The organism is Microbacterium hibisci, from assembly GCF_015278255.1.
GTDB classification, from domain to species: Bacteria; Actinomycetota; Actinomycetes; order Actinomycetales; family Microbacteriaceae; genus Microbacterium; species Microbacterium hibisci.
Genome location: NZ_JADIJC010000005.1, coordinates 254,976 through 278,101 on the forward strand (window position 1 = coordinate 254,976; position 23,126 = coordinate 278,101).

23 protein-coding genes and 1 tRNA gene are annotated in these 23,126 nt (G+C 72.1%); 18 read left to right on the top strand and 6 right to left on the bottom strand.

Annotated features, from left to right (window positions below; all coding sequences use genetic code 11):
- Positions 1-44: 44 nt before the first annotated feature.
- Positions 45-1,403 (bottom strand): NADP-specific glutamate dehydrogenase, encoded by a 1,359-nt coding sequence (gene gdhA, locus IM770_RS11550; protein ID WP_203581283.1) that lies wholly within the window; start codon positions 1,401-1,403, stop codon positions 45-47.
- A 134-nt stretch (positions 1,404-1,537) separates the two neighbouring features.
- On the opposite strand from gdhA, the gene IM770_RS11555 reads away from it, so the two are divergent.
- Both IM770_RS11555 and IM770_RS11560 read left to right on the top strand, forming a co-directional pair.
- The gene (locus IM770_RS11555; RefSeq protein WP_203581284.1) at positions 1,538-2,137 is read left to right on the top strand and encodes a gamma carbonic anhydrase family protein; all 600 of its coding nucleotides are present in this window, start codon (positions 1,538-1,540) and stop codon (positions 2,135-2,137) included.
- 39 nt (positions 2,138-2,176) lie between these two features.
- A complete protein-coding gene (locus IM770_RS11560; protein WP_203581285.1) occupies positions 2,177-3,871 on the top strand; it encodes an MFS transporter in 1,695 nt (564 codons plus the stop codon).
- A 57-nt stretch (positions 3,872-3,928) separates the two neighbouring features.
- On the opposite strand, the gene IM770_RS11565 is transcribed toward IM770_RS11560, so the two are convergent.
- Positions 3,929-4,099, bottom strand: coding sequence for a hypothetical protein (locus IM770_RS11565; protein ID WP_203581286.1), 171 nt, complete (start codon positions 4,097-4,099; stop codon positions 3,929-3,931).
- 97 nt (positions 4,100-4,196) lie between these two features.
- Positions 4,197-6,896: a phosphoenolpyruvate carboxylase gene (locus IM770_RS11570; protein ID WP_203581287.1), complete on the bottom strand. Its 2,700-nt coding sequence runs from the start codon at positions 6,894-6,896 to the stop codon at positions 4,197-4,199.
- 177 nt (positions 6,897-7,073) lie between these two features.
- On the opposite strand from IM770_RS11570, the gene nhaA reads away from it, so the two are divergent.
- Genes nhaA through hisS form a run of 3 tightly spaced genes read left to right on the top strand, consistent with a single transcriptional unit; the run spans position 7,074 to position 10,292 of the window.
- Complete coding sequence (gene nhaA, locus IM770_RS11575) at positions 7,074-8,234, top strand: Na+/H+ antiporter NhaA (protein ID WP_203581288.1); 1,161 nt, start codon at positions 7,074-7,076, stop codon at positions 8,232-8,234.
- Positions 8,189-8,977: a nucleoside triphosphate pyrophosphohydrolase gene (locus IM770_RS11580; protein WP_203581289.1), complete on the top strand. Its 789-nt coding sequence runs from the start codon at positions 8,189-8,191 to the stop codon at positions 8,975-8,977. Before nhaA ends, IM770_RS11580 begins: the two co-directional genes overlap by 46 nt.
- Positions 8,978-9,008: 31 nt before the next feature.
- A complete protein-coding gene (hisS, locus tag IM770_RS11585; RefSeq protein ID WP_239066132.1) occupies positions 9,009-10,292 on the top strand; it encodes a histidine--tRNA ligase in 1,284 nt (427 codons plus the stop codon).
- A 126-nt stretch (positions 10,293-10,418) separates the two neighbouring features.
- Here hisS and IM770_RS11590 read toward each other — a convergent pair whose 3' ends face one another.
- Positions 10,419-11,672, bottom strand: coding sequence for an APC family permease (locus IM770_RS11590; protein ID WP_203581291.1), 1,254 nt, complete (start codon positions 11,670-11,672; stop codon positions 10,419-10,421).
- 78 nt (positions 11,673-11,750) lie between these two features.
- Here IM770_RS11590 and IM770_RS11595 point away from each other — a divergent pair, with 78 nt between their 5' ends.
- A complete protein-coding gene (locus IM770_RS11595) occupies positions 11,751-12,191 on the top strand; it encodes a YdeI/OmpD-associated family protein (RefSeq protein ID WP_203581292.1) in 441 nt (146 codons plus the stop codon).
- A 96-nt stretch (positions 12,192-12,287) separates the two neighbouring features.
- Positions 12,288-13,106 (top strand): SGNH/GDSL hydrolase family protein, encoded by an 819-nt coding sequence (locus IM770_RS11600; RefSeq protein ID WP_203581293.1) that lies wholly within the window; start codon positions 12,288-12,290, stop codon positions 13,104-13,106.
- Positions 13,107-13,253: 147 nt separating this feature from the next.
- Here IM770_RS11600 and IM770_RS11605 read toward each other — a convergent pair whose 3' ends face one another.
- A complete protein-coding gene (locus tag IM770_RS11605) occupies positions 13,254-13,760 on the bottom strand; it encodes a VOC family protein (RefSeq protein ID WP_203581294.1) in 507 nt (168 codons plus the stop codon).
- A gap of 89 nt (positions 13,761-13,849) precedes the next feature.
- On the opposite strand from IM770_RS11605, the gene IM770_RS11610 reads away from it, so the two are divergent.
- The gene (locus tag IM770_RS11610) at positions 13,850-14,617 is read left to right on the top strand and encodes an AraC family transcriptional regulator (RefSeq protein WP_203581295.1); all 768 of its coding nucleotides are present in this window, start codon (positions 13,850-13,852) and stop codon (positions 14,615-14,617) included.
- Here IM770_RS11610 and IM770_RS11615 read toward each other — a convergent pair.
- Positions 14,614-15,090 (bottom strand): PaaI family thioesterase, encoded by a 477-nt coding sequence (locus tag IM770_RS11615; RefSeq protein ID WP_203581296.1) that lies wholly within the window; start codon positions 15,088-15,090, stop codon positions 14,614-14,616. The two genes, IM770_RS11610 and IM770_RS11615, sit on opposite strands and share 4 nt — an antisense overlap.
- Before the next feature lie 98 nt (positions 15,091-15,188).
- Between IM770_RS11615 and IM770_RS11620 the strand changes: the two genes are divergently transcribed.
- The 10 genes from IM770_RS11620 to IM770_RS11665 all read left to right on the top strand — a co-directional run bounded on the left by IM770_RS11620 (position 15,189) and on the right by IM770_RS11665 (position 23,032).
- Positions 15,189-15,560 (top strand): GntR family transcriptional regulator, encoded by a 372-nt coding sequence (locus IM770_RS11620; protein WP_203581297.1) that lies wholly within the window; start codon positions 15,189-15,191, stop codon positions 15,558-15,560.
- Positions 15,538-16,563, top strand: a complete 1,026-nt coding sequence (locus tag IM770_RS11625) for a DUF1648 domain-containing protein (RefSeq protein ID WP_203581298.1) — start codon at positions 15,538-15,540, stop codon at positions 16,561-16,563. The genes IM770_RS11620 and IM770_RS11625 overlap by 23 nt, the downstream gene beginning before the upstream one ends.
- Before the next feature lie 32 nt (positions 16,564-16,595).
- Positions 16,596-17,264, top strand: a complete 669-nt coding sequence (locus IM770_RS11630) for an O-methyltransferase (protein ID WP_203581299.1) — start codon at positions 16,596-16,598, stop codon at positions 17,262-17,264.
- 128 nt (positions 17,265-17,392) lie between these two features.
- Positions 17,393-18,673 carry a phosphopyruvate hydratase gene (eno, locus tag IM770_RS11635; RefSeq protein WP_203581300.1) on the top strand — a complete coding sequence of 427 codons (1,281 nt, stop codon included), beginning with the start codon at positions 17,393-17,395 and terminating at the stop codon, positions 18,671-18,673.
- A 146-nt stretch (positions 18,674-18,819) separates the two neighbouring features.
- Positions 18,820-19,290, top strand: a complete 471-nt coding sequence (locus IM770_RS11640; RefSeq protein WP_203581301.1) for an FtsB family cell division protein — start codon at positions 18,820-18,822, stop codon at positions 19,288-19,290.
- Between the two features lie 84 nt (positions 19,291-19,374).
- Positions 19,375-19,893, top strand: a complete 519-nt coding sequence (locus tag IM770_RS11645; RefSeq protein ID WP_203581302.1) for a DUF501 domain-containing protein — start codon at positions 19,375-19,377, stop codon at positions 19,891-19,893.
- On the top strand, positions 19,890-21,170 hold the full coding sequence (locus tag IM770_RS11650; protein WP_203581303.1) for a S8 family serine peptidase: 1,281 nt from the start codon (positions 19,890-19,892) through the stop codon (positions 21,168-21,170). The genes IM770_RS11645 and IM770_RS11650 overlap by 4 nt, the downstream gene beginning before the upstream one ends.
- A gap of 22 nt (positions 21,171-21,192) precedes the next feature.
- Positions 21,193-22,635 (top strand): NAD(P)/FAD-dependent oxidoreductase, encoded by a 1,443-nt coding sequence (locus IM770_RS11655; protein WP_372430670.1) that lies wholly within the window; start codon positions 21,193-21,195, stop codon positions 22,633-22,635.
- A 73-nt stretch (positions 22,636-22,708) separates the two neighbouring features.
- A tRNA-Leu gene (locus IM770_RS11660) sits at positions 22,709-22,781 on the top strand.
- An 86-nt stretch (positions 22,782-22,867) separates the two neighbouring features.
- Entirely contained in the window at positions 22,868-23,032 is a 165-nt protein-coding gene (locus tag IM770_RS11665) for a hypothetical protein (protein WP_203581304.1), read from the top strand.
- Positions 23,033-23,126 lie beyond the last annotated feature (94 nt).

The following is a 23,126-nucleotide window of genomic DNA, read 5'->3' on the forward strand; positions in this document are numbered from 1 at the left end:
CCTGCGCCGGCCAGATCTCCTGATCTCGGAGAGGGCGGGGGTCGTCAGATGACGCCCTGCGCGAGCATCGCGTGCGCGACGCGCTCGAAGCCCGCGGAGTTCGCGCCGACGACGTAGTCGCCCGCACGGTCGTACTTCTCGGCGGCGCGGAAGGCGGCGTCATGCACGTCGGCCATGATCGAGCGGAGCTTGGCCTCGCTGTCGTCGAAGCTCCAGCGCTGGCGCGCGGCGTTCTGGCTCATCTCGAGCGCCGAGGTGGCGACGCCGCCGGCGTTCGCGGCCTTGCCAGGCCCGAACAGCACGCCGGCGCCCTGGAGCAGCTCGATCGCCTCGGGAGTGGAGGGCATGTTGGCGCCCTCGGCCACGGCCCGCACGCCGTTGCCGATCAGGGCGCGCGCGTCATCGGCGTCGAGCTCGTTCTGCGTCGCCGACGGAACGGCCACGTCGACGGGCACCTCCCACGGACGGGCGCCCTCGATGTAGCGGGCGCCGGGCCGCCGGGCGGCGTACTCTGAGATGCGGGCGCGCTCGACCTCCTTGATCTGGCGGAGGAGGTCGACGTCGATGCCGGCGTCGTCGACGACGTAACCGGACGAGTCGGATGCCGTGACCGCGGTCGCGCCGAGCTGACGCGCCTTGTCGATGGCGTAGATCGCCACGTTGCCCGAGCCCGAGACGCCCACGCGCTTGCCGTGCAGCGTCTCACCGTGGACGGCGAGCATCTCCTCGACGAAGAACACGGCGCCGTAGCCGGTGGCTTCGGTGCGGACCTCGGCGCCGCCCCACTGCACGCCCTTGCCGGTGAACATCCCCGACTCGTGGCGGTTGGTGATCTTGCGGTACTGGCCGAACAGGTAGCCGATCTCGCGGGCGCCGACGCCGATGTCGCCGGCCGGCACGTCGGTGTGCTCGCCGAGATGGCGGTAGAGCTCGCTCATGAAGGACTGGCAGAAGCGCATGATCTCGGCGTCCGACCGGCCATGCGGGTCGAAGTCGCTGCCGCCCTTGGCGCCGCCGATGCCCTGACCGGTGAGCGCGTTCTTGAAGATCTGCTCGAACCCGAGGAACTTGATGATCGACAGGTTCACCGACGGGTGGAAGCGCAGGCCGCCCTTGTAGGGGCCGAGCACCGACGAGAACTGCACGCGGAAGCCGCGGTTGACCTGCAGCCGGCCGGCGTCGTCGACCCACGGCACGCGGAAGAGGATCTGCCGCTCGGGCTCGACGAGGCGGTCGAGGATGCCGCCCTCGACGAACTCGGGATGCGCCTCGAGCACCGGTGCGATCGACTCCAGCACCTCGTGCACGGCCTGGAGGAACTCCGGCTCGTTCGGGTTGCGGGCCTCGACGGTGTCGAGGACGAGCCGGACCGAGTCGGTGGAGGTGAGGATCGCAGAGGGCATGGCGGTGGAGCTTTCAGAGCGTGGAGCGGTGCGCAGAGAAGGCGCCTTTTCACCCTACCTACCGTCCACGCGAGCGATCGTACGTATGACGCGGGGCTACGCTGGCCCTGATCCACGAAGCGGGAGGCACGACGATGAGGTTCGAGCACCTCGGGGCGCAGCCCCGCATCCACCCCGAGGCCGTGATCGCCGCGACCGCCGTGATCAGCGGGGACGTCGAGATCGGAGCGGACTGCCAGATCCTGCACGGCGCGGTCATCACGGCGGAGGGCGGCCCGATCACCCTCGGCACGAATGTGATCGTGATGGAGAACGCGCTCGTCCGCGCCACCGCCACGAACCCGGTGCACATCGCCGACCACGTGCTCGTCGGGCCGATGGCCAGCGTCTCGGGCGCCGTCGTGGAGGAGGAGGCGTTCCTCGCCACCGGAACGCGCGTGTTCAACGGCGCCCGCATCGGCGCGCGCAGCGAGGTGCGCATCAACGGCGTGGTGCACCTGCGCACGACGCTGCCCGCCGACGCCACGGTGCCGATCGGCTGGGTCGCCGTCGGCGACCCGGTGCAGATCCTGCCGCCCGACAGGCATGAGGAGATCTGGGCCGCCCAGCGCGAGCTCGACTTCCCGGGGTACGTCTTCGGCCTCGACCGCGAGACCCCCGACCTCATGGTGCAGCTCACCGAGCGCTACGGTCGCAGTCTCGCCCGGCACGCCGACGACCGCCGCCTGGACTGACTCTGGCCGAGGCGAGACCGCAGCCCTAGAGTCTTCCGCATGGGGCTGCGGGGGAGCCGGGCCCGACTCGCCGACGCGTTCGTCGTGTTCGCGAGCACCTGGCGCAACGTGAGTCTGCGTCGCGCCCAGCTGAGCTTCTTCGCGATGTGGGGCGCGGAGTGCGCGTTCACCGTCGCGCTCAGCATCGTCGCGTACGAGGCGGGCGGTGCGCTGGCGGTCGGACTGGTGGGGCTCATCACGATGCTGCCCTCGGCCGTGCTCACGCCGCTGCTCTCGCCGCTCGCCGATCGCGGGCGTCGCGAGCGGGTCCTCGTGGTGGTGTCGATGATCCGCGGCGCGGCGATGGCCGCCGCTGCGGTCATCGTCGCGATCGGGGGTCCCATCGCCCTCGTCTTCGTGCTCGTCGCGGCATCCGCGGTGCCTTCCACGCTCTTCCGCCCCGCCCACTCCGCGCTGCTCCCGACGCTGTCGCACACCGGGCACGAGCTGGCGGGCGCCAACGTCGTGCGCGGGCTGCTGGACTCGGCGGCGAGCCTCATCGGACCTCTCGTGGCGGCGGTCCTGCTCGCGTTCTCGGAGGTGGCGGTCCTGATCGCCGTCGCCTCGGCCTCCGCCTTCGCCGGCGGGCTGCTGGTGGTCGGCCTGAGGTACGAGGCGCCACCCAAGGAGGCCTCGCCGCGGCGCCCGGCCCTGGTCGCGGAAGCCCTCGAGGGGCTCCGCGCCGTCGGTCGCCGGCGCGACCTGCAGCTGATCCTCGGACTCGTCGCGGCGCAGACCTTCACCCGCGGCGCGCTCACCGTGTTCTCGGTGGTGGTCGCCATCGAGCTCCTCGGGATGGGAGAGTCCGGCGCCGGCGGGCTGATGGCCGCCTTCGGAGTGGGAGCGGTGATCGGCTCACTCGCCGTGTCGATGCTCGTCAGCACGTGGCGGCTGGGCGGGTGGTTCGCGATCGGCGTCGCGGTCTGGGGACTGCCCATCGCGCTGATCGGCGTCTTCCCGCAGCAGGCGACCGCCCTCTGCCTGCTCGCGGCGGTGGGCGTCGCGAACGCGCTGATCGATGCGGCCGGATTCACGCTCATCGGCCGGCTGACCCCCGACGCCGTGATGGCGCGGGTGTTCGGGGTGCTCGAATCGCTCGTCGCGGTGTCCATCGGCACGGGCTCGATCCTCGCCGCCGCCCTCATCGAGTGGATCGGCATCGCGCCGACGCTCATCCTGATCGGCTCGATCTGCCCCCTGGCCGCGCTCGCGGCATGGTGGCCGCTGCGTCGGCTGGACCGGTCTGTCGAGGTGCTCGACCGCGAGATCGGGCTTCTCCAGCAGGTGCCCATGTTCGATCCGCTGCCGCTCCCCGCGATCGAGCAGCTGGCGCGCGGTCTCGAGCCGATGTCGGTGCCCGGCGGGCAGGTGGTGTTCTCACAGGGCGAGCCCGGCGATCGGTACTACGTCATCGAGTCGGGCGCGGCCGACGTGCTCGGCGACGGGCGCGTCGTGGCGACGCTGGGTCCCGGCGACGGGTTCGGTGAGATCGCGCTGCTGCGCCGCACGCCGCGCACGGCGACCATCGTGGCGCGGACTCCGCTGGACCTGCAGAGTCTGACCAGCGCCCGGTTCATCGCCGTGGTCCTCGGCTTCACGCCCAGCGCCCGCGCGGCCGAGGCGAGCGTCGCCCTGGAGCTCGACCGCTTCTCGCCGGATGAGGCCGCGGGAGGGCCACCGCCCGGCGTGCGGTGACGCGGGCGATCGAGAGGAGCGGATGCCGCGGACCGCGGCATCCGTTCTCGTCCGCTGTCAGTCCCAGACGAGGCCGCAGTCGCGGCAGCCGAACTCCAGGCGGTCGACCCAGCCGTCGTCGAGGGCGTCTCGACGATCCCACTCGATGCGGAACCACCTCGGCTCGGTCGCCCGCACATCGAGCGACCCGCATTCGGGGCAGACTTCGGCGACGACGATCCGTGCCATGGCGCCACGGTACGCCGCGGCCCGCGCGATGCCGGCCGCGACGCGCGGGTGTGGGGCGATGCCCAGGTGTGCGGCGACCCCCGCCCCGGCGCAGCGGTCAGCCGGTGTTCTGCAGGCCGGCGGCGACGCCCGACACCGACAGCAGCAGCAGGCGCTGCAGCTCGGGGTCGACGGGCGCGCCCTCGGGTGCCTCGCGCAGCGCCCGGAGTGCCCGCAGCTGCAGGAGCGACAGCGCGTCGACGTAGGGGCTGCGCATCTTGACCGCGCGCTGGAGCACGGGCTTGTTGCCCAGCAGCTCGGTGCCGCCGGTGATGCGGATCACCCAGTCGCGGGTGAGGCGCATCTCGTCGCGGACGAGGCCGGCGAGGTCGTCGCGGTCGCCCAGTTCGAGGTAGTGCCGCGCGATGCGGTCGTCGGTCTTGGCGAGGCTCATCGCCACGTTGTCGATCAGCGTGCGGAAGAGCGGCCACTCCTGGTACGCCCGCTGGAGCAGCGGCTCGTCGCCGACCGCGTCGAGCGCGGTGCCCAGGCCGAACCAGCCGGCGAGGTTAATGCGGGCCTGCGTCCACGCGAACACCCACGGGATGGCGCGGAGGTCCTCGAGCGACTCCACCGAGAGACCACGGCGCGCGGGCCGTGAGCCGAGGGCGAGCAGGCCGATCTCCTCCATCGGCGTCACGCGCGCGAACCACGGTGCGAAGCCGGGGGCCTTCACGAGCGAGAAGAACCGCTCGCGCGAGGCGGCGTCGAGGGTCGCCGCGATGTCGGCATAGGTGTCGGCGGCCGCGCGGTTGCGCTCCTCGTTCGACGGCGACGAGGCGAGCAGGATCGCGGCAGCGACCTGGTCGATGTGCCGCATGGCGATCGCCGGGTCGCCGTAGCGGGCGAAGATGACCTCGCCCTGCTCGGTGAGCTTGAATCGGCCGTCGACGGAGTGCGGCGGCTGCGCCATGATCGCGGAATTGGCGGGTCCGCCGCCGCGCCCCAGAGCGCCGCCGCGGCCGTGGAAGAGCGTGAGCTCGATGCCGTTCTCGTCTGCCCACGCCGCGATCTTCGCCTGCGCCTCGTACAGCGCGAGGTTCGCGGCGACGGGGCCGACGTCCTTCGACGAGTCCGAGTAGCCGAGCATGACCTCGAGGCGGCGCCCGGTGGCCTCGAGACGTGCGGCGAACTCGGGATGCTCGACGATCTCGGCGAGGATGCGGGGCGCCGCCTGCAGGTCGGCGAACGTCTCGAACAGCGGGATGACGTCGAGCACCGGCGGCGTGCCGTCGGGGCCGACGGCGTACCGGGCCAGGCGGTGGACGTTCGCCAGGTCGTCGGCGGACTGCGTGAACGAGACGATGTAGCGGCCGGCGGCGCGGGGGCCGTACCGCTCCTGCAGGAACCCGACGGTGCGGATGACGTCGAGCACCTCCTCGGCGAGCTCGCTCCGCGGCCCGCCGGAGCCCTCAGGTCCCGTGCCCTGTGCATTGTCGAGCTCGGCGAGCACCTTGGCGTGCACGGCCGAGTGCTGGCGCACCTCGAGCTCGGTGAGGTGGAAGCCGTAGGTCTCGACCTGCCAGAGCAGCTGCTGCAGGTGCCCGTACGCCTGGCGCGGAGCGCCCGCCTGCACGAGCGAGTCCTGCACCACGCGGAGGTCGGCGAGGAGGTGCTCGGGGTCGCGGTAGGCGAGGTCGGCGTTTCGCGCACGGGTCGCCTCGATCTTGCGCGCGATCAGCAGCACGATGCGGCGGTGCGGCTCGTCGGGGGAGCGCTTGGCGATGTCTTTCGCGGCGTCCTCGTCGGCCGCCTTCAGGCGCCGCCACAGGGCGAGCAGCGCGTCGCTCGGCGGCGTGGTCGTGGCGTCGAGCGTCAGCGTGCGGCCGATGCGGCTGGTGGTGCGGGCGAGGCCGATCAGGACGTGCTCACTCGCGATCGCGGACGCCTTGCGGGTGACGGATGCCGTCACGAAGGGGTTGCCGTCGCGATCGCCGCCGACCCACGACCCGATGCGGACGAACGGGCGCACGACCGGGGCGCGGCCGCCGGCGGCGGGCCCCTGCAGCGCGTCGTCCACACGCCGGTACACGTGCGGGACGGCGGTGTACAGGGTGTCGTCGAACACGGCCATGACGGCGCGCACCTCGTCAGTGGGCGCGGGCTTCTCCGGACGGAGGGGCGCCGTGCGCCACAGCGTGTCGATCTCCTCGAGCATGCGGCGCTCGGCGCGGCGCTCGTCGGCGCCGCCCCGCAGCGACGCGTCGTGCTCCTCGAGGAGGGTCGCGAGCCGCCGGATGCTCGTGGACACCGCGCGACGGCGGGCCTCGGTGGGGTGCGCCGTGAACACCGGATGGAAGCGCATGCTCTGCAGGCGCTGCAGCGCGGTGTCGTCGCCGACCTCGGCGGCCAGCCGGACGAACGCCGCGGCGACGGAGTCGGTCGCCTGCTCGCGGTCGGGGCGCCCGTCGCGCTCGCGGAGGATGCGCACGCGCTGGTGCTCCTCGGCGAGGTTCACGAGGTGGAAATACGCGGTGAACGCACGTGCGACCTCGTCGGCCCGGGCGATCGTGAACGAGTCGGCGATGGCGGCGGCGCGGGCGAACGCCTCGGGCGTCTCGTCGGTGTAGGCCTGGATCGTCGCGGTGCGCAGACGCTCGACGTCCTCGTACAGGCCCGGCGATCCGCTCTCACGCAGCACCTGGCCCAGGAGCGTCCCGAGCATGCGCACGTCCCCGCGCATCTTCTCGGGAATCGCCTGCTCCGCCTCGAACCGTCCGACGAGGTCGATCGCTTCGGTGTGGGTGAGTTCACGCATCTCTCCAGGCTAACGGCGCGTGGTTTCGCCGATGACACGGGCGGCGTTGTGTGACAGCGGGACCTCTGGGGACCCGCGACGCGCAGGGAGAGGTGGTCTGTAGACTGGCGGCTCGGAGCGCCGGGAAGTCTGGTCGGCACGTCCCTGTCGACCCCTCGATCACCTCCTGGAGGCCCGATGTCGCTTCTTCGCTCCGCCCGCTTTCCCGCGATCGTCCTGCTGATCGCCGCCGCCCTCGGCCTGATCGTCGCGAACTCCCCGCTGGGACCGGCGGTCGGCGACGCCATGCACGCGTACCTCGGGATTCCCAGCGTGTTCGAGCTGAGTGTGTCGCACTGGATCAAGGACGGCCTCCTCGCGATCTTCTTCTTCGTGGTGGCGGTCGAGCTCCAGTACGAGCTCACGTCCGGCCAGTTGAACTCGGCGCGCAAGGCGCTGCAGCCCGCGATCGCGGCCGCCGGCGGCGTGCTCGTGCCGATCGCGATCTACCTCGCGGTGGCGTGGGGCTCGGACGCCGCCGCCGGCTGGCCGATCCCCACGGCGACCGACATCGCGTTCGCCCTGGGAGTGCTCGCGGTGTTCGGCAAGGGACTGCCCGCCGCGCTCAGGGTGTTCCTCCTCGCGCTCGCGATCCTCGACGACATCGTCGGCATCATCTTCATCGCGGTGCTGTTCACGACCGGCGTCGACTTCGGCGCGCTCGCCGGAGCGGCGGTCGCGGTGATCGCGTTCGGCATCCTGAGCAGACAGCTCGACACGCGTGCCCGCGTGCCGATCGCCATCCTCCTCGTTCTCCTGGCCATCACGACGTGGGTGCTGGTGTACAACTCGGGCGTGCACGCCACGATCGCCGGCGTGGTGCTGGGGCTGGCGATGGCGCAGCGGCCCGCACTGCGCGTGCGGCACGAGCTGGAGCCGTGGGTCAACGGCATCGTGCTGCCGGTGTTCGCGTTCTCGGCGGCGCTCGTGGTGATCCCGTCGGTGTCTCCCCCGCAGCTGTCACCCGCGTTCTGGGGCGTGCTGATCGCGCTGCCTGTCGGAAAGGTGATCGGCATCGCGCTGTTCGGCTGGCTGTCGCTGAGGGTGTCGCATCGGGGCGGGCCGTCTCCGCTCGCCTTCGGCGACCTGCTGGCCGCGGGCGCGCTCGGCGGCATCGGGTTCACGGTGTCGCTGCTGCTGTCGGAGCTGGCCTTCTCGGACGCGCCCGCGCTGCGCGACCAGGCGACGCTCGGCGTGCTGGCGGGGTCGGTGATTTCGCTCCTTCTGGCCGCAGGCCTCGTATCGTGGCGGGCATGGCACTACCGACGCCGGACGATGACCGCAGCCGCCTCGAGCTGAGCCCGCCGGGCGACGGCGCTCCCGACCCGCTGCGCGAGGCCGCGGACGTCATGCGCGCCGTGCGGGATCGCTGCGTGTGGACGCAGCAGATCGACCACCGCGCGCTCGTGCCCTACCTCGTGGAGGAGAGCGCCGAGCTCATCGACGCCGTCGAGGACGGCTCGCGCGCCGAGCTGCGTGAAGAGCTCGGAGACCTGCTGTGGCAGGTGCTGTTCCACTCCGAGATCGCCTCGCGCGACGAAGACGACCCTTTCGACATCGACGACGTCGCGCGGGGGCTGACCGACAAGATGGTGCGGCGGCATCCGCATGTCTTCGGCGACGCGGTCGCGACCACGCCGGAGGAGGTGCTCGTCCACTGGAACGCCGCGAAGGCCGCCGAGAAGCACCAGCGCCGCTCGGTGCTCGACGGTGTGAGTGAGCGGATGCCGAGCCTCGCGCTCGCGCAGAAGCTCCTGCCGAAGGCGGCCCAGGCCGGGGTCCCCGCCGTCCCCTCGGCGAGAATCCAGCCGGAGCACGAGACCGCGGGTGCCGCCCAGGGTCTCGGCGTCCCGTCGGATTCTCGCGGGTCTGATGCCGGAGCGCCGGAGTCGGAGGCCGAGCTCGGGGAGGCCCTCCTCGGGCTCGTCGCGACGGCCCGGGCGAACGGGTGGGACGCCGAGCGCGCGCTGCGCGAGCGCCTGCGCGGCCTCGAGCGCGACATCCGCGCGGCCGAAGGCACCCCAGCGGACCTGGAAGGATAAGGGTGTGGCATCCGTCAATCCGCCGCGCGGCATGCGCGACTTCCTCCCCGCTGACAAGGCCCGTCGCGAGCGCGTGCTCGCCGTCATCCGCGAGCGCTACCGCGCGCACGGATTCGACGAGATCGAGACGCCCGTCATGGAGGAGTACTCGCGGCTGCACGCGGGCATCGGCGGCGACAACGAGAAGCTCGCCTACAACGTGCTCAAGCGGGGCCTCGACGCCGACGCGATCCGCGCGGCCGCCGACGACCCTGCGAGCCTCACCGACCTGGGACTGCGTTACGACCTCACGGTGCCGCTCGCGCGGTTCTACGCGACGAACCGCGGTCAGCTGCCGTCCGTGTTCCGGGCCATCCAGATCGCCCCGGTCTGGCGCGCCGAACGCCCGCAGAAGGGTCGCTACCGCCAGTTCGTGCAGTGCGACATCGACATCATCGGCGATGCGTCCGCCCGCGCCGAGGCCGAGCTCGTGGTCGCGACGCTCGACGCCGTCGACGCGCTCGGGCTCGAGGGCGGCAGCGTCCGTATCAACGACCGCCGCGCGCTCGACTGGATGCTCGACAGCTTCGGCTTCGATGCCGGGGAGCGCCCCGGCGTGCTCATCACAATCGACAAGCTGGACAAGATCGGGCCTGACGGCATCGTCGCCGAGCTGCGCGAGCGCGGTGCGACGGCCGCGGCGGTCGACGCATTCGACGCGTTCCTGCGTCGCCCGATGACGCTCGAGTACCACCCGTACGGCGAACGTCAGATCCGCAAGGCGCTGCCCGAGGGCGCGCCCGACGAGGTCGTGGCGCACCTCGTCGGCATCGGCGAGGCGGTCGCGGCGGCGCGTGCGTCGACGGGCTCGGCAACCGAGGGGATCGAGGGCGACATCCCGCTCGTGTTCGACCCGTTCCTCGTCCGCGGCATGGGCTACTACACCGGCACGATCTTCGAGCTCGCCCACCCCTCGGTCGACTACTCCCTGGGCGGCGGCGGCCGCTACGACGGCATGATCGGCCGCTTCCTCGGTCAGGACGCTCCCGCCGTCGGGTTCTCGATCGGCTTCGAGCGCATCGTCGACCTGGTGGCGGACGGGACGGATGCCGCGGCCCCGGCCGTCGTCCTGGTGCACGACCGCGACGTGTCGCAGGCCGAGCTGCTCGCGCTCAAGGCGGGACTGGTCGGCCAGGGCTCGCGCGTGCGCCTGGAGCAGCGCACGAAGAATCTCAAGGCGCTGCTCGAGCGGGCGGCGGCCGACGGCTACACGGCCTTCGCGACGGTCGGCTCCGGCACGACGGCCGAGTCCCTCGAGGTCAAGCCGCTCGCCTGAGGAGGCCCACCCGCCCTGTCCGCTGAGACGACAGTCGACGGACGAGACCCCGGGTTTCACCCCCGGTCTCGTCCCCGGACTGTCGTCTCACGCGGATGACGGTGGGCCGGGAGGGGTGGGGCGACGTCAGCGCGACGCGGCGCGGCGCAGCCGCAGCGCCCGGTAGGCCACCCCGACCGCGACCACCACGACACCGGCCGCGACGGACTGCCACGGGAGCGTGACGGCGAGCACGAGGCATCCGATGCCTCCGATGACCTGCAGTGCGACCGGGTAGCGCCGCGCGTCGCCCCGCTGCCGGAGCGCCGCGACGTTCGCGACGAAGTAGTAAAGCAGCACGCCGAACGACGAGAAGCCGATGGCGCCCCGCAGGTCGACGAAAGCCACGAGCAGCACCGCTGCGGCGGCCGCGGCCAGCTCGGCGCGGTGCGGCACATGCCAGCGCGGATGCACCGCGTCGAGGAACCGCGGCAGATCGCGCTCGCGCGACATCGCGAAGGCGGTGCGACTCACGCCGGCGATGAGGGCGAGCAGCGCGCCGAGCGAGGCCGCGGCGGCGCCGACCCGCACGACAGGGTCGATCGACGCCCACCCCGACTGTCCGGCAGCCTCGGCCACGGGCTCGGTCGATGCCGCGACGGCGTCCGGCCCGAGCGCACTCAGCACGGCGACCGCGACGACGGCGTACACGGCGAGGGCGATCACGAACGCGATGACGATGGCCCGCGGGATCACCCGGCGCGGATCGCGCACCTCTTCGCCCATGGTGGCGATGCGCGCGTACCCCGCGAACGCGAAGAAGAGCAGACCCGCGGACTGCAGGATGCCGTAGCCGCCGCCCGCCCCGACCGCCTCGGCCGACAGCCACTCCGGCGTCGCGCCGGCGGAGAATGCGGCAGTGACGGCTGCCGCGAGGGCGCCGAGCGAGATCACGACGATGACGCGCGCGGCGCTCGCCGTGCGAGTGACGCCGAACCAGTTCACAGCGGTGAGCACCACGACGGCGGCGATGGCGACGGGTCGCTCCCAGCCGGCCGGAGCCGCGTACGCGGCGAAGGTGAGCGCCATCGCGGCGCAGCTGGCGGTCTTTCCGATGACGAAGCCCCAGCCGGCGGCGAAGCCCCACCACGGACCCAGCTCCGCTCGTCCGTACGCGTACGTTCCGCCGGAGGTCGGATGGGCCGCGGCGAGCTGGGCCGATGAGGTGGCGTTGCCGAAGGCCACGACGGCGGCGATCGCGAGACCGATGAGCAGGCCGGTGCCCGCGGCATCCGCCGCCGGAGCCCACACCGCGAAGACGCCGGCGCCGACCATGGAGCCGAGCCCGATGAACACGGCGTCGCCGAGGCCGAGCCGGCGCTGAAGCGAAGGGGACGTCACGGGCGAAGATTAGCGCGCCGCGGCGAACGCGCGATCCGGGACTTACGCGCACAAGCCCGGGACCGCCAGGATGGGGCCATGACGCTGCAGATCCGCACCGTGCTCGAGCCCTTCGGGCCGGCCACGGCGATCGAGTTGACCGACGAACAGGTGACCGAGCTCGGCGGCGGCAAGCGTGCCGCGGTGGTCGTGAGCGTCGGCGGGCGCACCGCCCGCGTGAGGCTCGCCGTCATGGACGGGCGCAACGTCATTGGCCTCTCGAAGGCGGTGCGCGCGCAGCTCGGTGTCGACCTGGGCGATGAGGTGGACGTGACCGTCGACCTCGACACCGCGGAGCGCGAGGTCGAGGTGCCGGCCGAGCTGGCCGCCGCGCTGGACGCCGCGGGAGCGCGGGCGGCGTTCGACGCGCTGTCGTTCTCGCGGCGCAAGGAGCTCGCCCGCAGCGTCGCGGAGGCGAAGCGGCCCGAGACCCGTGACCGCCGCGTCGCCGCCGTGGTGACCGAGCTCTCCACCTCGTAGCGGCCGAGCCGCGGCCCGAGGCTCGGCGGGGACGCTCGCACCCGGCCGTCACCGGGCTGACGGCATCCGTTCACCCGGATGCGGTGGCATGACGGCATGGCCCGTTCGCGTGAGACCGTGCCCTGGCCGCTCGTCGTCGGCCTCGCGGGTGCCGCGCTCGGCGCCGGACTGGTGCTGCTGGGGGGCCGTGCCGTGCTGACCCGTCAAGCGGCGGTCGCCCGTCGCCGCATCGGCAAGCCGCTCGGCGAGGAGGCGCTCGATGCCGACCGCGTCTGGCGTCGGCGGCTCGAGGGACCGCCGCTCGAGCTCGTGGTGCTCGGAGATTCGATCGCCGCGGGCCTGGGCGCGGAGCGGCCGAAGGACACGCTGGGGGCGCGTCTGTCCAAGGGGCTCGCGCGCGCCGAGCGGCGGCCCGTACGGCTGCGCACGGCGGCGGTCGTCGGCGCCGAATCGTCGGTGCTCGCCGGGCAGATCGACGGGCTCCCGGCCGGCTACCGCCCGGATGCCGCCGTCATCGTGGTCGGCGGCAACGACATCACGCACCGCGTGCCCGTCGCGATGTCGGTCGCCCATCTCGAGGAGGCGATCGTGCGCCTGCGCGCCCGCGGCGCCGCAGTCGTGGTGGGCACGTGCCCCGACCTCGGTGCCCTGCGCCCGGTGCCGCAGCCGCTGCGCGCCCTCGGCTCGCGGCTGTCGCGTCAGCTGGCCGACGCCCAGGCGCAGGCGGCCGTGCGGTCGGGCGCCCGGGCCGTGTCGCTTCGCCGTGCCGTGGGCCCGTTCTTCGTGACCCAGCCCGACGAGATGTTCAGTCTCGACCGGTTCCACCCGAGCGCCCTGGGCTACCGTCGCACCGCGGAAGCGCTGCTGCCGGCGATCATCGGCGCGCTCGCCGCCGCGCAAGAGGACGATGTGTGACGGACGCTCGCGGATCCGAAAACCTGGCCGGTGACGGCGAAACGCCGGTGCACGGATGGGCCCTCCGCGTGTCGCGCGACGGACCAGGTTTTCGGACGCAGCCCGGGGCGGTTCGGCGGTGCCCAGCAGCGAGCGTCGCCGAGGACGTCAGCCCGCGCTGACCGAGGCCGCCCACTCCGCCACCCGGGCGGCGCTCTCGTCTTCGGACAGATCCTCGACGCGCGTCATGATCGACCAGCGCACGCCGAACGGATCGCGGATGCTCGCGAACCGGTCGCCCGAGACGAAGGTCGACGGCTCTTCGCGCACGGTCGCGCCGGCGGCGACCGCGCGCGCGGTCGCCGCGTCGACGTCGGGCACGTAGATGCCCAGCGAGTAGCAGTCGTCGTCGCCCTCGGGCGCGGGGACGAGCCCGTACGCCGTCGACGGCTCGCCGAGCTGGAGAAGGCCCAGGCCGAAGTCGAGACCGGCGTGGACGACGAGCCCGTCGAACTCGGTGACGTCGGTGATCCGCGCGCCGAACACGTCGCGATAGAACTCGAGGGCGTCCTTCGCGCCGCGGATCGCGAGGAACGGGGTGAGGCTGGTCGCGCCGTGCGGACGGCCGTCGGTGGTGTGGGCGCCGGTCACTCCGGCGGTGTTCTCGGTGGTCATGCGGCCATGCTCTCGCCGGGCGGATGCCGTGGGCTTGGAGATTCGCGACACCTTCGGCGCCTGTCGGCGCCGCGCACTACCGTGACGGTGTGACCGACCCGACGCGGGGGGTGCTGTACCCCGAGCGCCTGCCGCGCTTCACGCGGCTCGCGCCGACGGGTGCGGCATCCGATCTCGTGGCGTGGTTCTGGATCCCGCAGTGGGACCTGCCCGCGGGCGTCGCGTCGCCGCAACCGGTTCTCGGCTACCCCGCGGCGAACCTCGTGGTCGAGCCCGACGGCGTCACGCTCTGGGGCGCCAGCACGCGGGCATCGGAGCGCGAGCTGCGGGGAAGCGGGTGGGCCGTCGGCGCGGTCCTGAGGCCCGCCGCGTTCGCCCGCCTCCACCCCGCGCCCAGCGAACTGGTCGATTCCCACCTCCGGCTCGACGAACCGGCGCTGCAGCTCGCCGTGGCGGCGGCGATACCCGACCCCGAGGCCGCCGCCGGCGCCGCTGCCGAGTGGCTGGGTGATCGGGTGGGCGCGCCGTCCGCGGAGGGGCGCCTCGCCAACGCGATGGCGGAGCTGCTGATGACGGATCCCGGCGTGCTGCGTCTGGATGACGCGGCGGAGCGCCTGCGCGTCTCGGTGCGGACGCTGCAGCGGCTGGGACATCGCACTGTGGGGGTCTCGCCGGCGGCGATGATCCGGCGTCGCCGGCTGCAGGAGGCGGCGCAGCGGATCAGACAGGATCCCGATGCGACGCTCGCGGGCATCGCCGCCGACCTCGGCTATTCCGACCAGGCGCATCTCGCCCATGACTTCCGTGCGGTGCTCGGGCTGACGGCATCCGACTACCGTGCAGAGGTCGGTGGTTAGGCGGCGGCCGTCGCCTCCGTGACCCGCTTCTTCTCCCGGATGTACACCTCGCGCCGGACGCGGGCGACGACATCGCCCGCGGCATCCGTGATGTCGGTCTCGAACCACTCGAGCACCTTCGCGCCGCCGCGGGCGCGCTCCCGCAGCTCCGCCGCCTTCTCACGCGGCACCTCGAAGTGGGCGGTGAGCACGCCGCGGCCGGGCTTCACGAATTCGATCTCGCCGCGTGTGTCCCACACGACGTAGTCGCGGCCGAGCTGGTGCATCACGAGCATGAAGTAATAGGGGTCGGTCATCGCCGACATCGACCCGCCGAACGCGGTCTTGACGTAGTTGCGGGTGAAGACGTTGACGTGCAGCTCGACGGTGGCGCTCGTCCAGTCGTCCGCGAACCTCCTCACGCGGATGCCGCTGAACAGGTTGGGGATCCACAGGCTCATGCCGACGGCGAGGCGGCGAGGAGTGATGCGCATCACGTCAGCATGGTGGCCCTCCGAGGACTCGGAAAACTCGCTTGGCCGATTTCCACAAAACGGTCTGGATATTGTTCTAGTTGCAATAGAATTAGTGCGTGTTAGTGAGAATCGACCCCGAGAGCGATGCGCCGCTGTTCGCGCAGATCGCCGCGTCGGTGAGAGCGGATGCCGCGGCCGGGCGTGTGCGCGCGGGCGACCGGCTTCCGGCGGCCCGTGACATCGCGGACGCCCTCGGCGTCAACGTCCACACCGTGCTCCACGCCTACCAGGACCTCCGCGACGAGGGGCTCGTCGAGCTCAGGCGCGGCCGGGGCGCCGTCGTCACCGAGCAGGCGGCGACGCTGGAATCCCTGCACCACGACATCGAAGGCCTCGTCGCGCGGGCGCGCGCGGCGGGGCTTCCGCCCGACGCACTCGCCGCCCTTGTGAAGGAGATCGCCACCCATGACGACCGCACCGCCCGCTGACCGCTCCGACCTCGTCGTCCGCCGCTTCCTGCTCGTCGCGGTGTGGTTGCCCGTCGCACTCGTCGCCGTGGGGGTGGCGGTGCAGCTCGTCCTCCTGCCGCAGGTGCCGTCCACCGTGGCGATCCACTGGAACGCAACGGGCGAGCCGGACGGCTTCGCCCCGGCGTGGACGCAGCCGCTCGCGACCATCGGGTTCGGGCTGGGCCTCCCGCTGCTCATCGCCCTGACCGTGCTGCCCGGCCTGCGGCGCGGCGAGCGCGGCGCGACCTACCGGCTGATGGGTGCCACGGCGGCGGCGGTGTCGGCACTCACCACCGTGGCCTTCACCACGACCTTCGCGCTGCAGGTCGGTCTGGACAGCGCCGATGACGCCCCCTCGGTCTGGCAGGCTCTCGTCGCCTCGCTCGCGTCGGCAGTGGCGGTCGGCGTCGCCGCGTGGTTCCTGCAGCCCCGGCAGGACGCGGCGACCGGGCACCCCGCTCCGGCGACGCCGCTCGCGCTCAGCGCCACCGAACGCGCTGTCTGGGTGCGCACGACCGCCATGAACACCGGCGGGGCGGTCGCCGTGGTCGTCGCGGCGCTCGCGGTGGCCGTCGCCGCCGCCGTCGCGTGGCTGACGGGTGGGGGAGCGGTCCTGGCGGGCGTGCTGACCGTCCTCGCTCTCGCGCTGCTGGCGCTGGCGGCGACGACGCTCGCATTCCACGTGCGCGTCGACGGCACCGGACTTCACGTCGACTCGCTGCTCGGCATCCCGCGCTTCCACGTCCCGCTCGCCGAGATCGATTCGGCCAGCCGCGTCGAGGTGACGCCCATGGCAGAGTTCGGCGGCTGGGGCGTCCGGATCGCGCCGCACGGGCGCAGGTTCGGGGTGGTGCTGCGCGCCGGCGAGGCGATCGAGGTGCTGCGACGCAGCGGCAAGCGGTTCGTGGTGACCGTCGACGACGCGGGCACGGGCGCGGCACTGCTCGAGGCGCTGGTCGAGCGGGCCGGCGCCAGGCCTTGACGCCCGGCGGCCGTCGAGGATTGGCTGTGCATATGCCCGAACCCACACCTGACACCTGGCGCCGTGTCGACGCGTACCTGACCGAACTGCTCGTCGGCCACGACGACGGTCTCGAGCAGGCGGTGGCCGATCAGAACGATGCGGGGCTCCCCGCTATCGAGGTCGCGCCCGTCAACGGCAAGCTGCTGCACCTCCTGGCTCGGATGTCGGGCGCGCGGCGCGTGCTCGAGGTGGGGACCCTCGGCGGGTACTCCACGATCTGGCTGGCCCGCGCCGTCCCCGACGACGGGCGAGTGGTCACCATCGAGGCCGAGCCGCGCAACGCCGACCTAGCCCGTGCGAACCTCGATCGCGCCGGGGTGGGCGAGAAGGTCGAGATCCGGCTGGGTCGCGGCGCCGACGTGCTGCCGACCCTCGAGGGCGGTGAGGCCTTCGACCTCGTCTTCATCGACGCCGACAAGGAGTCGAACACGATCTACCTCGACTGGGCCGCCCGCCTCGGGCGGCCCGGCACGGTGGTGATGGTCGACAACACGGTCCGCGGGGGAGAGGTCGCCAATCCCGCGACCGAGAATCCCCAGATCATCGGGGTGCAGCGCGGGCTCGAGATGCTCGGCCGAGATCCGCGCTTCGACGCGACGGCGATCCAGACGCTCGACGCGAAGGGCTACGACGGCTTCGCGATCGCCCTTCTCGTCTGAACCCCCTGGTGGGCCGGCGGGCGCGGTTGATGACGGATGCCTCTGGCCGCGGCATCCGTTCTCACTAGACTCGGGGGCGGACCGACGACGCTCCGACGATTCACGCTCCACAAGCAAGGAGAAACCCTGTGGCACAGATCGAGGCTGTAGGCGCGCGCGAGATCCTCGACTCGCGCGGAAACCCGACCGTCGAGGTGGAGGTGCTGCTCGACGACGGGATCGTCCAGCGCGCGGCCGTTCCCTCCGGCGCGTCGACCGGCGCCTTCGAGGCGTACGAGCTGCGCGACGGCGACAAGAGCCGCTACGGCGGCAAGGGCGTGCTGAAGGCGGTCGCGGCCGTCATCGACGAGCTGGGCCCCGCCATCGAGGGCGTCGAGGCGAGCGAGCAGCGCGTCATCGACGAGATCCTCATCGCCACCGACGGCACCGAGAACAAGTCGCGGACGGGCGCCAACGCCATCCTCGGCATCTCGCTCGCGGTCGCCAAGGCCGCGGCCGACTCGGCCGACCTGCCGCTGTTCCGCTACCTCGGCGGACCCAACGCGCACGTCCTGCCCGTGCCGCTGTTCAACGTCATCAACGGCGGAGAGCACGCCGACAACGGCATCGACTTCCAGGAGTACTTCCTCGCGCCGATCGGTGCGGAGACCTACGCCGAGTCGCTGCGCTGGGGCACCGAGGTCTACCACGTCCTCAAGGGCGAGCTGAAGGCCGCCGGCTTCTCGACGGGACTCGGCGACGAGGGCGGCTTCGCGCCCGACCTGCCCAGCAACCGCGAGGGTCTCGACTTCCTCATCAAGGCGATCGAGAAGGCCGGCTTCACCCCGGGCACGGACATCGGCGTCGGCCTCGACGTCGCGGCGACCGAGTTCTTCAAGGACGGCGTGTACACCGTCGAGGGCAAGGCCTGGTCGGCCGAGCAGCTGACCGACTACTACGCCGACCTGGTCGCGAACTACCCGGTCGTCACGATCGAGGACGCCCTTGCCGAGGACGACTGGGACGCGTGGAAGGCCCTCACCGACAAGATCGGCAAGAAGGTCCAGCTCGTCGGCGACGACCTGTTCGTCACCAACCCGGAGCGCCTGCAGCGGGGCATCGACCTCGAGGTCGCCAACGCGCTGCTGGTCAAGGTGAACCAGATCGGCACGCTGTCCGAGACGCTCGACGCGATCGCCCTGGCCACCCAGAACGGCTACCGGTCGATGCTGTCGCACCGCTCGGGCGAGACCGAGGACACCACGATCGCCGACCTCGCGGTCGCCGTGAACGCAGGTCAGATCAAGACCGGCGCGCCCGCCCGCAGTGAGCGCGTTGCGAAATACAATCAGCTTCTGCGCATCGAAGAAGAGCTCGGCGACGCCGCGGTGTTCGCGGGTCGCGGAGCGTTCCCCCGGTTCAAGGGCTGATGCGCTGACAGCGCACTGAACGAACCACGCCGCGAAGCGGCGTGCTGACAGGAGGGGGAGCCGTGGCCAAGACGACGGCTCCCCCTCCTCGTTCCCTGCGCACCCCGACGCCGGCCAGGCGCCGGCCTGTGGCGGGACGTCGCCCGGTGGACGTGCGGGCATGGCTGGGCGGCATCCGCCTGTCGGGCTTCATGGTGATCATGATGGGTCTCGTTGTCCTCGCCGCGTTCGTGCTGGTGCCCACGATCGGCACCTACGTCGATCAGCGACAGCAGATCGCCGCCCTCGAGGAGGCGGTGCAGCTGAGCCGGGAAGAGGTGGCCGAGCTCGAGTCGCAGCGTGAGCGGTGGGAGGATCCCGCGTACATCACCACGCAGGCGCGCGAGCGGCTGTACTACGTCAAACCCGGCGAGGTCGTCTACCTCGTCGACGACGACCTCCCTCCCGAGCTCGAACCGCAGGAGCAGGCTCCGATCAGCGACGAGCTCGAGGCCGCGGACGCGGACTGGATGACGAAGCTGGTGCGGTCGGTGACCGAAGCGGGGCTCGCACAGTCGGTCGCGCCCGTCACGATCGGGATCCCCGACCCCGAGCCCTCGTCCACCCCGACCCCGTAGGGGCGGCGTCCGACCGCCGCGGTGCGTGGTCCAGCACCGTCCCAGGTGGCCCCGGTAGCCTGAGCCCGACCAAGGAGCAGCTCTGTGACGACCCCGCCGTACCCCCCTGTCCGCGACGCCGACCTGGCGGTGCTCCGTGAGCAGCTCGGACGCCCCGCGCGCGGCGTCGTCGGCATCGCGGCGCGGTGCATCTGCGGAAATCCCACCGTCGTGGCCACGTCGCCCCGCCTGCCCGACGGCACGCCCTTCCCGACGTTCTACTACCTGACGCATCCCGCCGCCACCGCTGCGATGTCGGTACTCGAGGCCGACCACGTGATGCGCGAGCTGTCCGACGAGCTGGCCGCCGACGAAGAGATCGCCGCCGCATACCGGCTCGCCCACGAGGCCTACCTGCGCGACCGGGGGGAGTACGGCGAGGTCGACGAGATCGCGGGCATCTCGGCCGGCGGCATGCCGACGCGCGTGAAGTGCCTGCACGCCCTCGCCGGTCACGCGCTCGCGGCGGGTCCGGGCGTCAACCCCATCGGCGACCGCGCGCTCGCGATGTCGTCGTGGTCGCCCGAGCGCTGCGTCTGCGCGCAGCCGGGATCGGGCGGATGATCAGGCGCCTCCTGGCTGCAGCCGCCTCGGCCGCCGTCGCGACGACGCTCGTCGCGGCGGGGCCGGCTGCTGCCCAGGCGGCGCCCGTGACGGAGGATCCGGTGCGCGCCGCGGAGTACTGGCTGGCCGACTACGGGATCGAGCAGGCGTGGGCGACCACGCGCGGCGCGGGCGTGAAGATCGCGATCATCGACACCGGGATCGGCCGCGGACCGGTCGAGTTCGCCGGGGCGGTCGTCGGCGGCACCGACGTGTCGGGCGCCGGCTCGTCCGATGGACGCACCCCGGTGGGCGCCGTGGACAAGGACCACGGCAGCTGGGTGGCCTCACTCGCGGCTGGTCGCGGCACCGGGCCCGGCACCGGCATGATCGGCGTCGCCCCCGAGGCGGAACTGCTCTCGGTGTCGGTCGCGTTCGGTGCTTCCGCGCCCCGCTCGTTCTCCGACCAGATTGCCGACGCGATCCGCTGGTCGGTCGACAACGGCGCCGACGTCATCAACATGTCGCTCACCACCAATGTGCCCGACTGGCCCGAGAGCTGGGACGATGCCTTCCTCTACGCCTTCGAGCACGATGTCGTGATCGTCGTCGCCGCCGGCAACCGGGGGAGCGGCACGACGCGCGTGGGTGCGCCCGCGACGATCCCCGGCGTCCTCACGGTCGGCGGCGTCGACCGCTCGGGCACGGCGAGCGTGGACGCCTCGACGCAGGGCATCACGATCGGCGTGACGGCGCCCAGCGAAGAGCTGGTCGGCGTCTCGGCCGACTCGACGCTGGTCTCGTGGGACGGCACGAGCGGCGCGGCCCCCATCGTCGCCGGCGTGGCGGCGCTCGTGCGGGCGGCTCATCCCGACCTCGACGCGAACAACGTCATCAACCGCATCGTGAAGACCGCGCGTCCTGCGACCGACGCGACCGACGGCCGCGACGTGCTCTACGGCTACGGATTGATCGACGCCGCAGCGGCCGTTTCCGCACCGGGGATCGCCAGTGTGACCGCGAACCCCATGGGCAATCTCGAGGACTGGGTGCGCCTGTACCGGCGGGCGCCGGTGGCGCCGGTCCCCGAGGAGCCGGCGCCGACCGTCGAGGTGCCGCCGCTGCCCGAGCCCGACCTCGCGACCCGTGCCACATCGCCTCTTCTGCCCGACAGCGGCACCGTGCTGTACGGCACCCTGCCGCTCACCTTGGTCACCACGGCGGCTATACTGGTGGCGCTCGGCGTCACCGCTGCTGTCCGACGCATCCGATTGGCGTCCCGCGCGCCGAGCCGCTGACACAGGAGGAGAACTCCAAACCGTGACCAACACCGTGCCCAAGATCCTCATCGTCGGTGGCGGATACGCAGGCTTCTACACGGCCTGGAAGCTCGAGAAGCATCTGCGCAAGGGCGAGGCGGACGTGACGATCGTCGACCCGCTGCCCTACATGACCTACCAGCCGTTCCTCCCCGAGGTCGCGGCCGGCTCGATCGAGGCCCGCCACTCCGTCGTGGCGCTGCGCCGTCACCTCAAGCGGACGAACGTCGTGGCCGCGAAGGTCACCGGCATCAACCACGCGAACAAGGTGGCCACCATCACGCCGATCGCGGGCGAGCCGTACGAGTTCGAGTACGACCAGATCGTGGTCACCGCGGGCGCCGTCTCGCGCACCTTCCCGATCCCCGGCATCGCCGACAACGCCATCGGCCTCAAGACGATCGAAGAGGCCGTCGCGATCCGCGACCGGCTGATGTCGAACTTCGACAAGGCCTCCACGCTGCCCCCCGGGCCGGAGCGCGACCGCCTGCTCACCGTCGTCGTCGTCGGCGGCGGCTTCGCGGGCATCGAGGTCTTCGCAGAGCTCCGCTCGCTCGCATCCGCCCTCGTCAAGAGCTACCCGCAGCTGACGTTCGACGACACGCACTTCCACCTCATCGAGGCGATGAGCCGCATCATGCCCGAGGTGTCGCTGAAGACCAGCGAGTGGGTGCTGAAGAACCTCGCCCAGCGCGGCGCGTACGTCCACCTCGACACGCAGGTGACCGGCGCGGTCGGCGGCGACATCGAGCTGTCCACCGGCGAGACGATCCCGAGCGATCTGATCATCTGGACCGCCGGTGTCATGGCGAATCCCACGGTGGTGCGCGGCGGCGACCTGCCCGTCGAGGAGCGCGGTCGCATCCGCACCCGCGCCGACCTCCGCGTGGGTTCCGAGGACGAGATCGTCGAGGGCGCGTGGGCGGCCGGCGACGTCTCGGCGGTGCCCGACCTCACGGGCGGCGGCGTGGGCGGCTACTGCGTCCCCAACGCCCAGCACGCGGTGCGCCAGGCCAAGCTCCTCGCGAAGAACCTCGTCGCGGTGCTCCGCGGCGAGCTGCCCCGCGAGTACTACCACAAGAACCTCGGCGCGGTCGCGGGCCTCGGCCTCTGGGTCGGCGTGTTCCAGTCCGGCAAGCTCGCGCTCAAGGGACCCATCGCGTGGCTCGCGCACCGCGGCTACCACGGCCTGGCCATGCCCTCGTGGGAGCGCAAGTGGCGCGTGCTGTGGGGCTGGTGGAACAACTTCTGGCTCGGCCGCGACATGGTGAACCTGTCGACGGTGCAGAACCCGCGCTACGTCTTCGAAGAGTTCGCCGCGCGTCCGCGCCCGCCGCAGCCCGTCGAGGCGCCGGCTGACAAGGCCGCTCCGGCCGCGAAGGCGCCTGTGCGCAAGACGCCCGCGAAGGCCACCGCCGACGCCGAGAAGGTCGCCGCCAACTGAGTTCGACCGGATGCCGCAGGCTCGTCTGAGAAGATGAGCCTGCGGCTTCCGCGTTCCCGGGCGAGCGTGGCCGGCCCCCGTAGCCCAATGGCAGAGGCAGGCGACTTAAAATCGCTTCAGTCTGGGTTCGAGTCCCAGCGGGGGCACCGTCACGCATCATCGTGGAAGCGACCCCTCGTGATCTCCGGGATCTGCCGCTAACCTGGGGAAAAGCGAGCGAGAGGGCTCGGAGATGAGCGAGAGCGGCACGAACCGGCACGAGGCTGAGGGCGCCGGCGGGCAGAAGAGCGGCTGGTGGTGGAAACTCACCGCGCTCCTGTCGGGCGCGCCCCCCATCGCCGTCTACGGGGCGGAAGAGGACGTGGAGCGGGAGCGGGCGGAGCGAGCCGCCGAATAGACCCCCGCTGAGCCGGTCCGGGGCACTGATCGTGCCCCCTCCACAGCCGGTCATTCGCGGGAGGCGGCTGGCTCTAGGCTGGGGCGATGCGCGC

Coding starts and splice junctions, on each gene's coding strand:
- gdhA (WP_203581283.1), bottom strand. CDS start 1,403: ATGCCCTCTGCGATCCTCACCTCCACCGACTCGGTCCGGCTCGTCCTC.
- IM770_RS11555 (WP_203581284.1), top strand. CDS start 1,538: ATGAGGTTCGAGCACCTCGGGGCGCAGCCCCGCATCCACCCCGAGGCC.
- IM770_RS11560 (WP_203581285.1), top strand. CDS start 2,177: ATGGGGCTGCGGGGGAGCCGGGCCCGACTCGCCGACGCGTTCGTCGTG.
- IM770_RS11565 (WP_203581286.1), bottom strand. CDS start 4,099: ATGGCACGGATCGTCGTCGCCGAAGTCTGCCCCGAATGCGGGTCGCTC.
- IM770_RS11570 (WP_203581287.1), bottom strand. CDS start 6,896: ATGCGTGAACTCACCCACACCGAAGCGATCGACCTCGTCGGACGGTTC.
- nhaA (WP_203581288.1), top strand. CDS start 7,074: ATGTCGCTTCTTCGCTCCGCCCGCTTTCCCGCGATCGTCCTGCTGATC.
- IM770_RS11580 (WP_203581289.1), top strand. CDS start 8,189: ATGGCACTACCGACGCCGGACGATGACCGCAGCCGCCTCGAGCTGAGC.
- hisS (WP_239066132.1), top strand. CDS start 9,009: ATGCGCGACTTCCTCCCCGCTGACAAGGCCCGTCGCGAGCGCGTGCTC.
- IM770_RS11595 (WP_203581292.1), top strand. CDS start 11,751: ATGACGCTGCAGATCCGCACCGTGCTCGAGCCCTTCGGGCCGGCCACG.
- IM770_RS11600 (WP_203581293.1), top strand. CDS start 12,288: ATGGCCCGTTCGCGTGAGACCGTGCCCTGGCCGCTCGTCGTCGGCCTC.
- IM770_RS11605 (WP_203581294.1), bottom strand. CDS start 13,760: ATGACCACCGAGAACACCGCCGGAGTGACCGGCGCCCACACCACCGAC.
- IM770_RS11615 (WP_203581296.1), bottom strand. CDS start 15,090: ATGCGCATCACTCCTCGCCGCCTCGCCGTCGGCATGAGCCTGTGGATC.
- IM770_RS11625 (WP_203581298.1), top strand. CDS start 15,538: ATGACGACCGCACCGCCCGCTGACCGCTCCGACCTCGTCGTCCGCCGC.
- IM770_RS11630 (WP_203581299.1), top strand. CDS start 16,596: ATGCCCGAACCCACACCTGACACCTGGCGCCGTGTCGACGCGTACCTG.
- IM770_RS11650 (WP_203581303.1), top strand. CDS start 19,890: ATGATCAGGCGCCTCCTGGCTGCAGCCGCCTCGGCCGCCGTCGCGACG.
- IM770_RS11665 (WP_203581304.1), top strand. CDS start 22,868: ATGAGCGAGAGCGGCACGAACCGGCACGAGGCTGAGGGCGCCGGCGGG.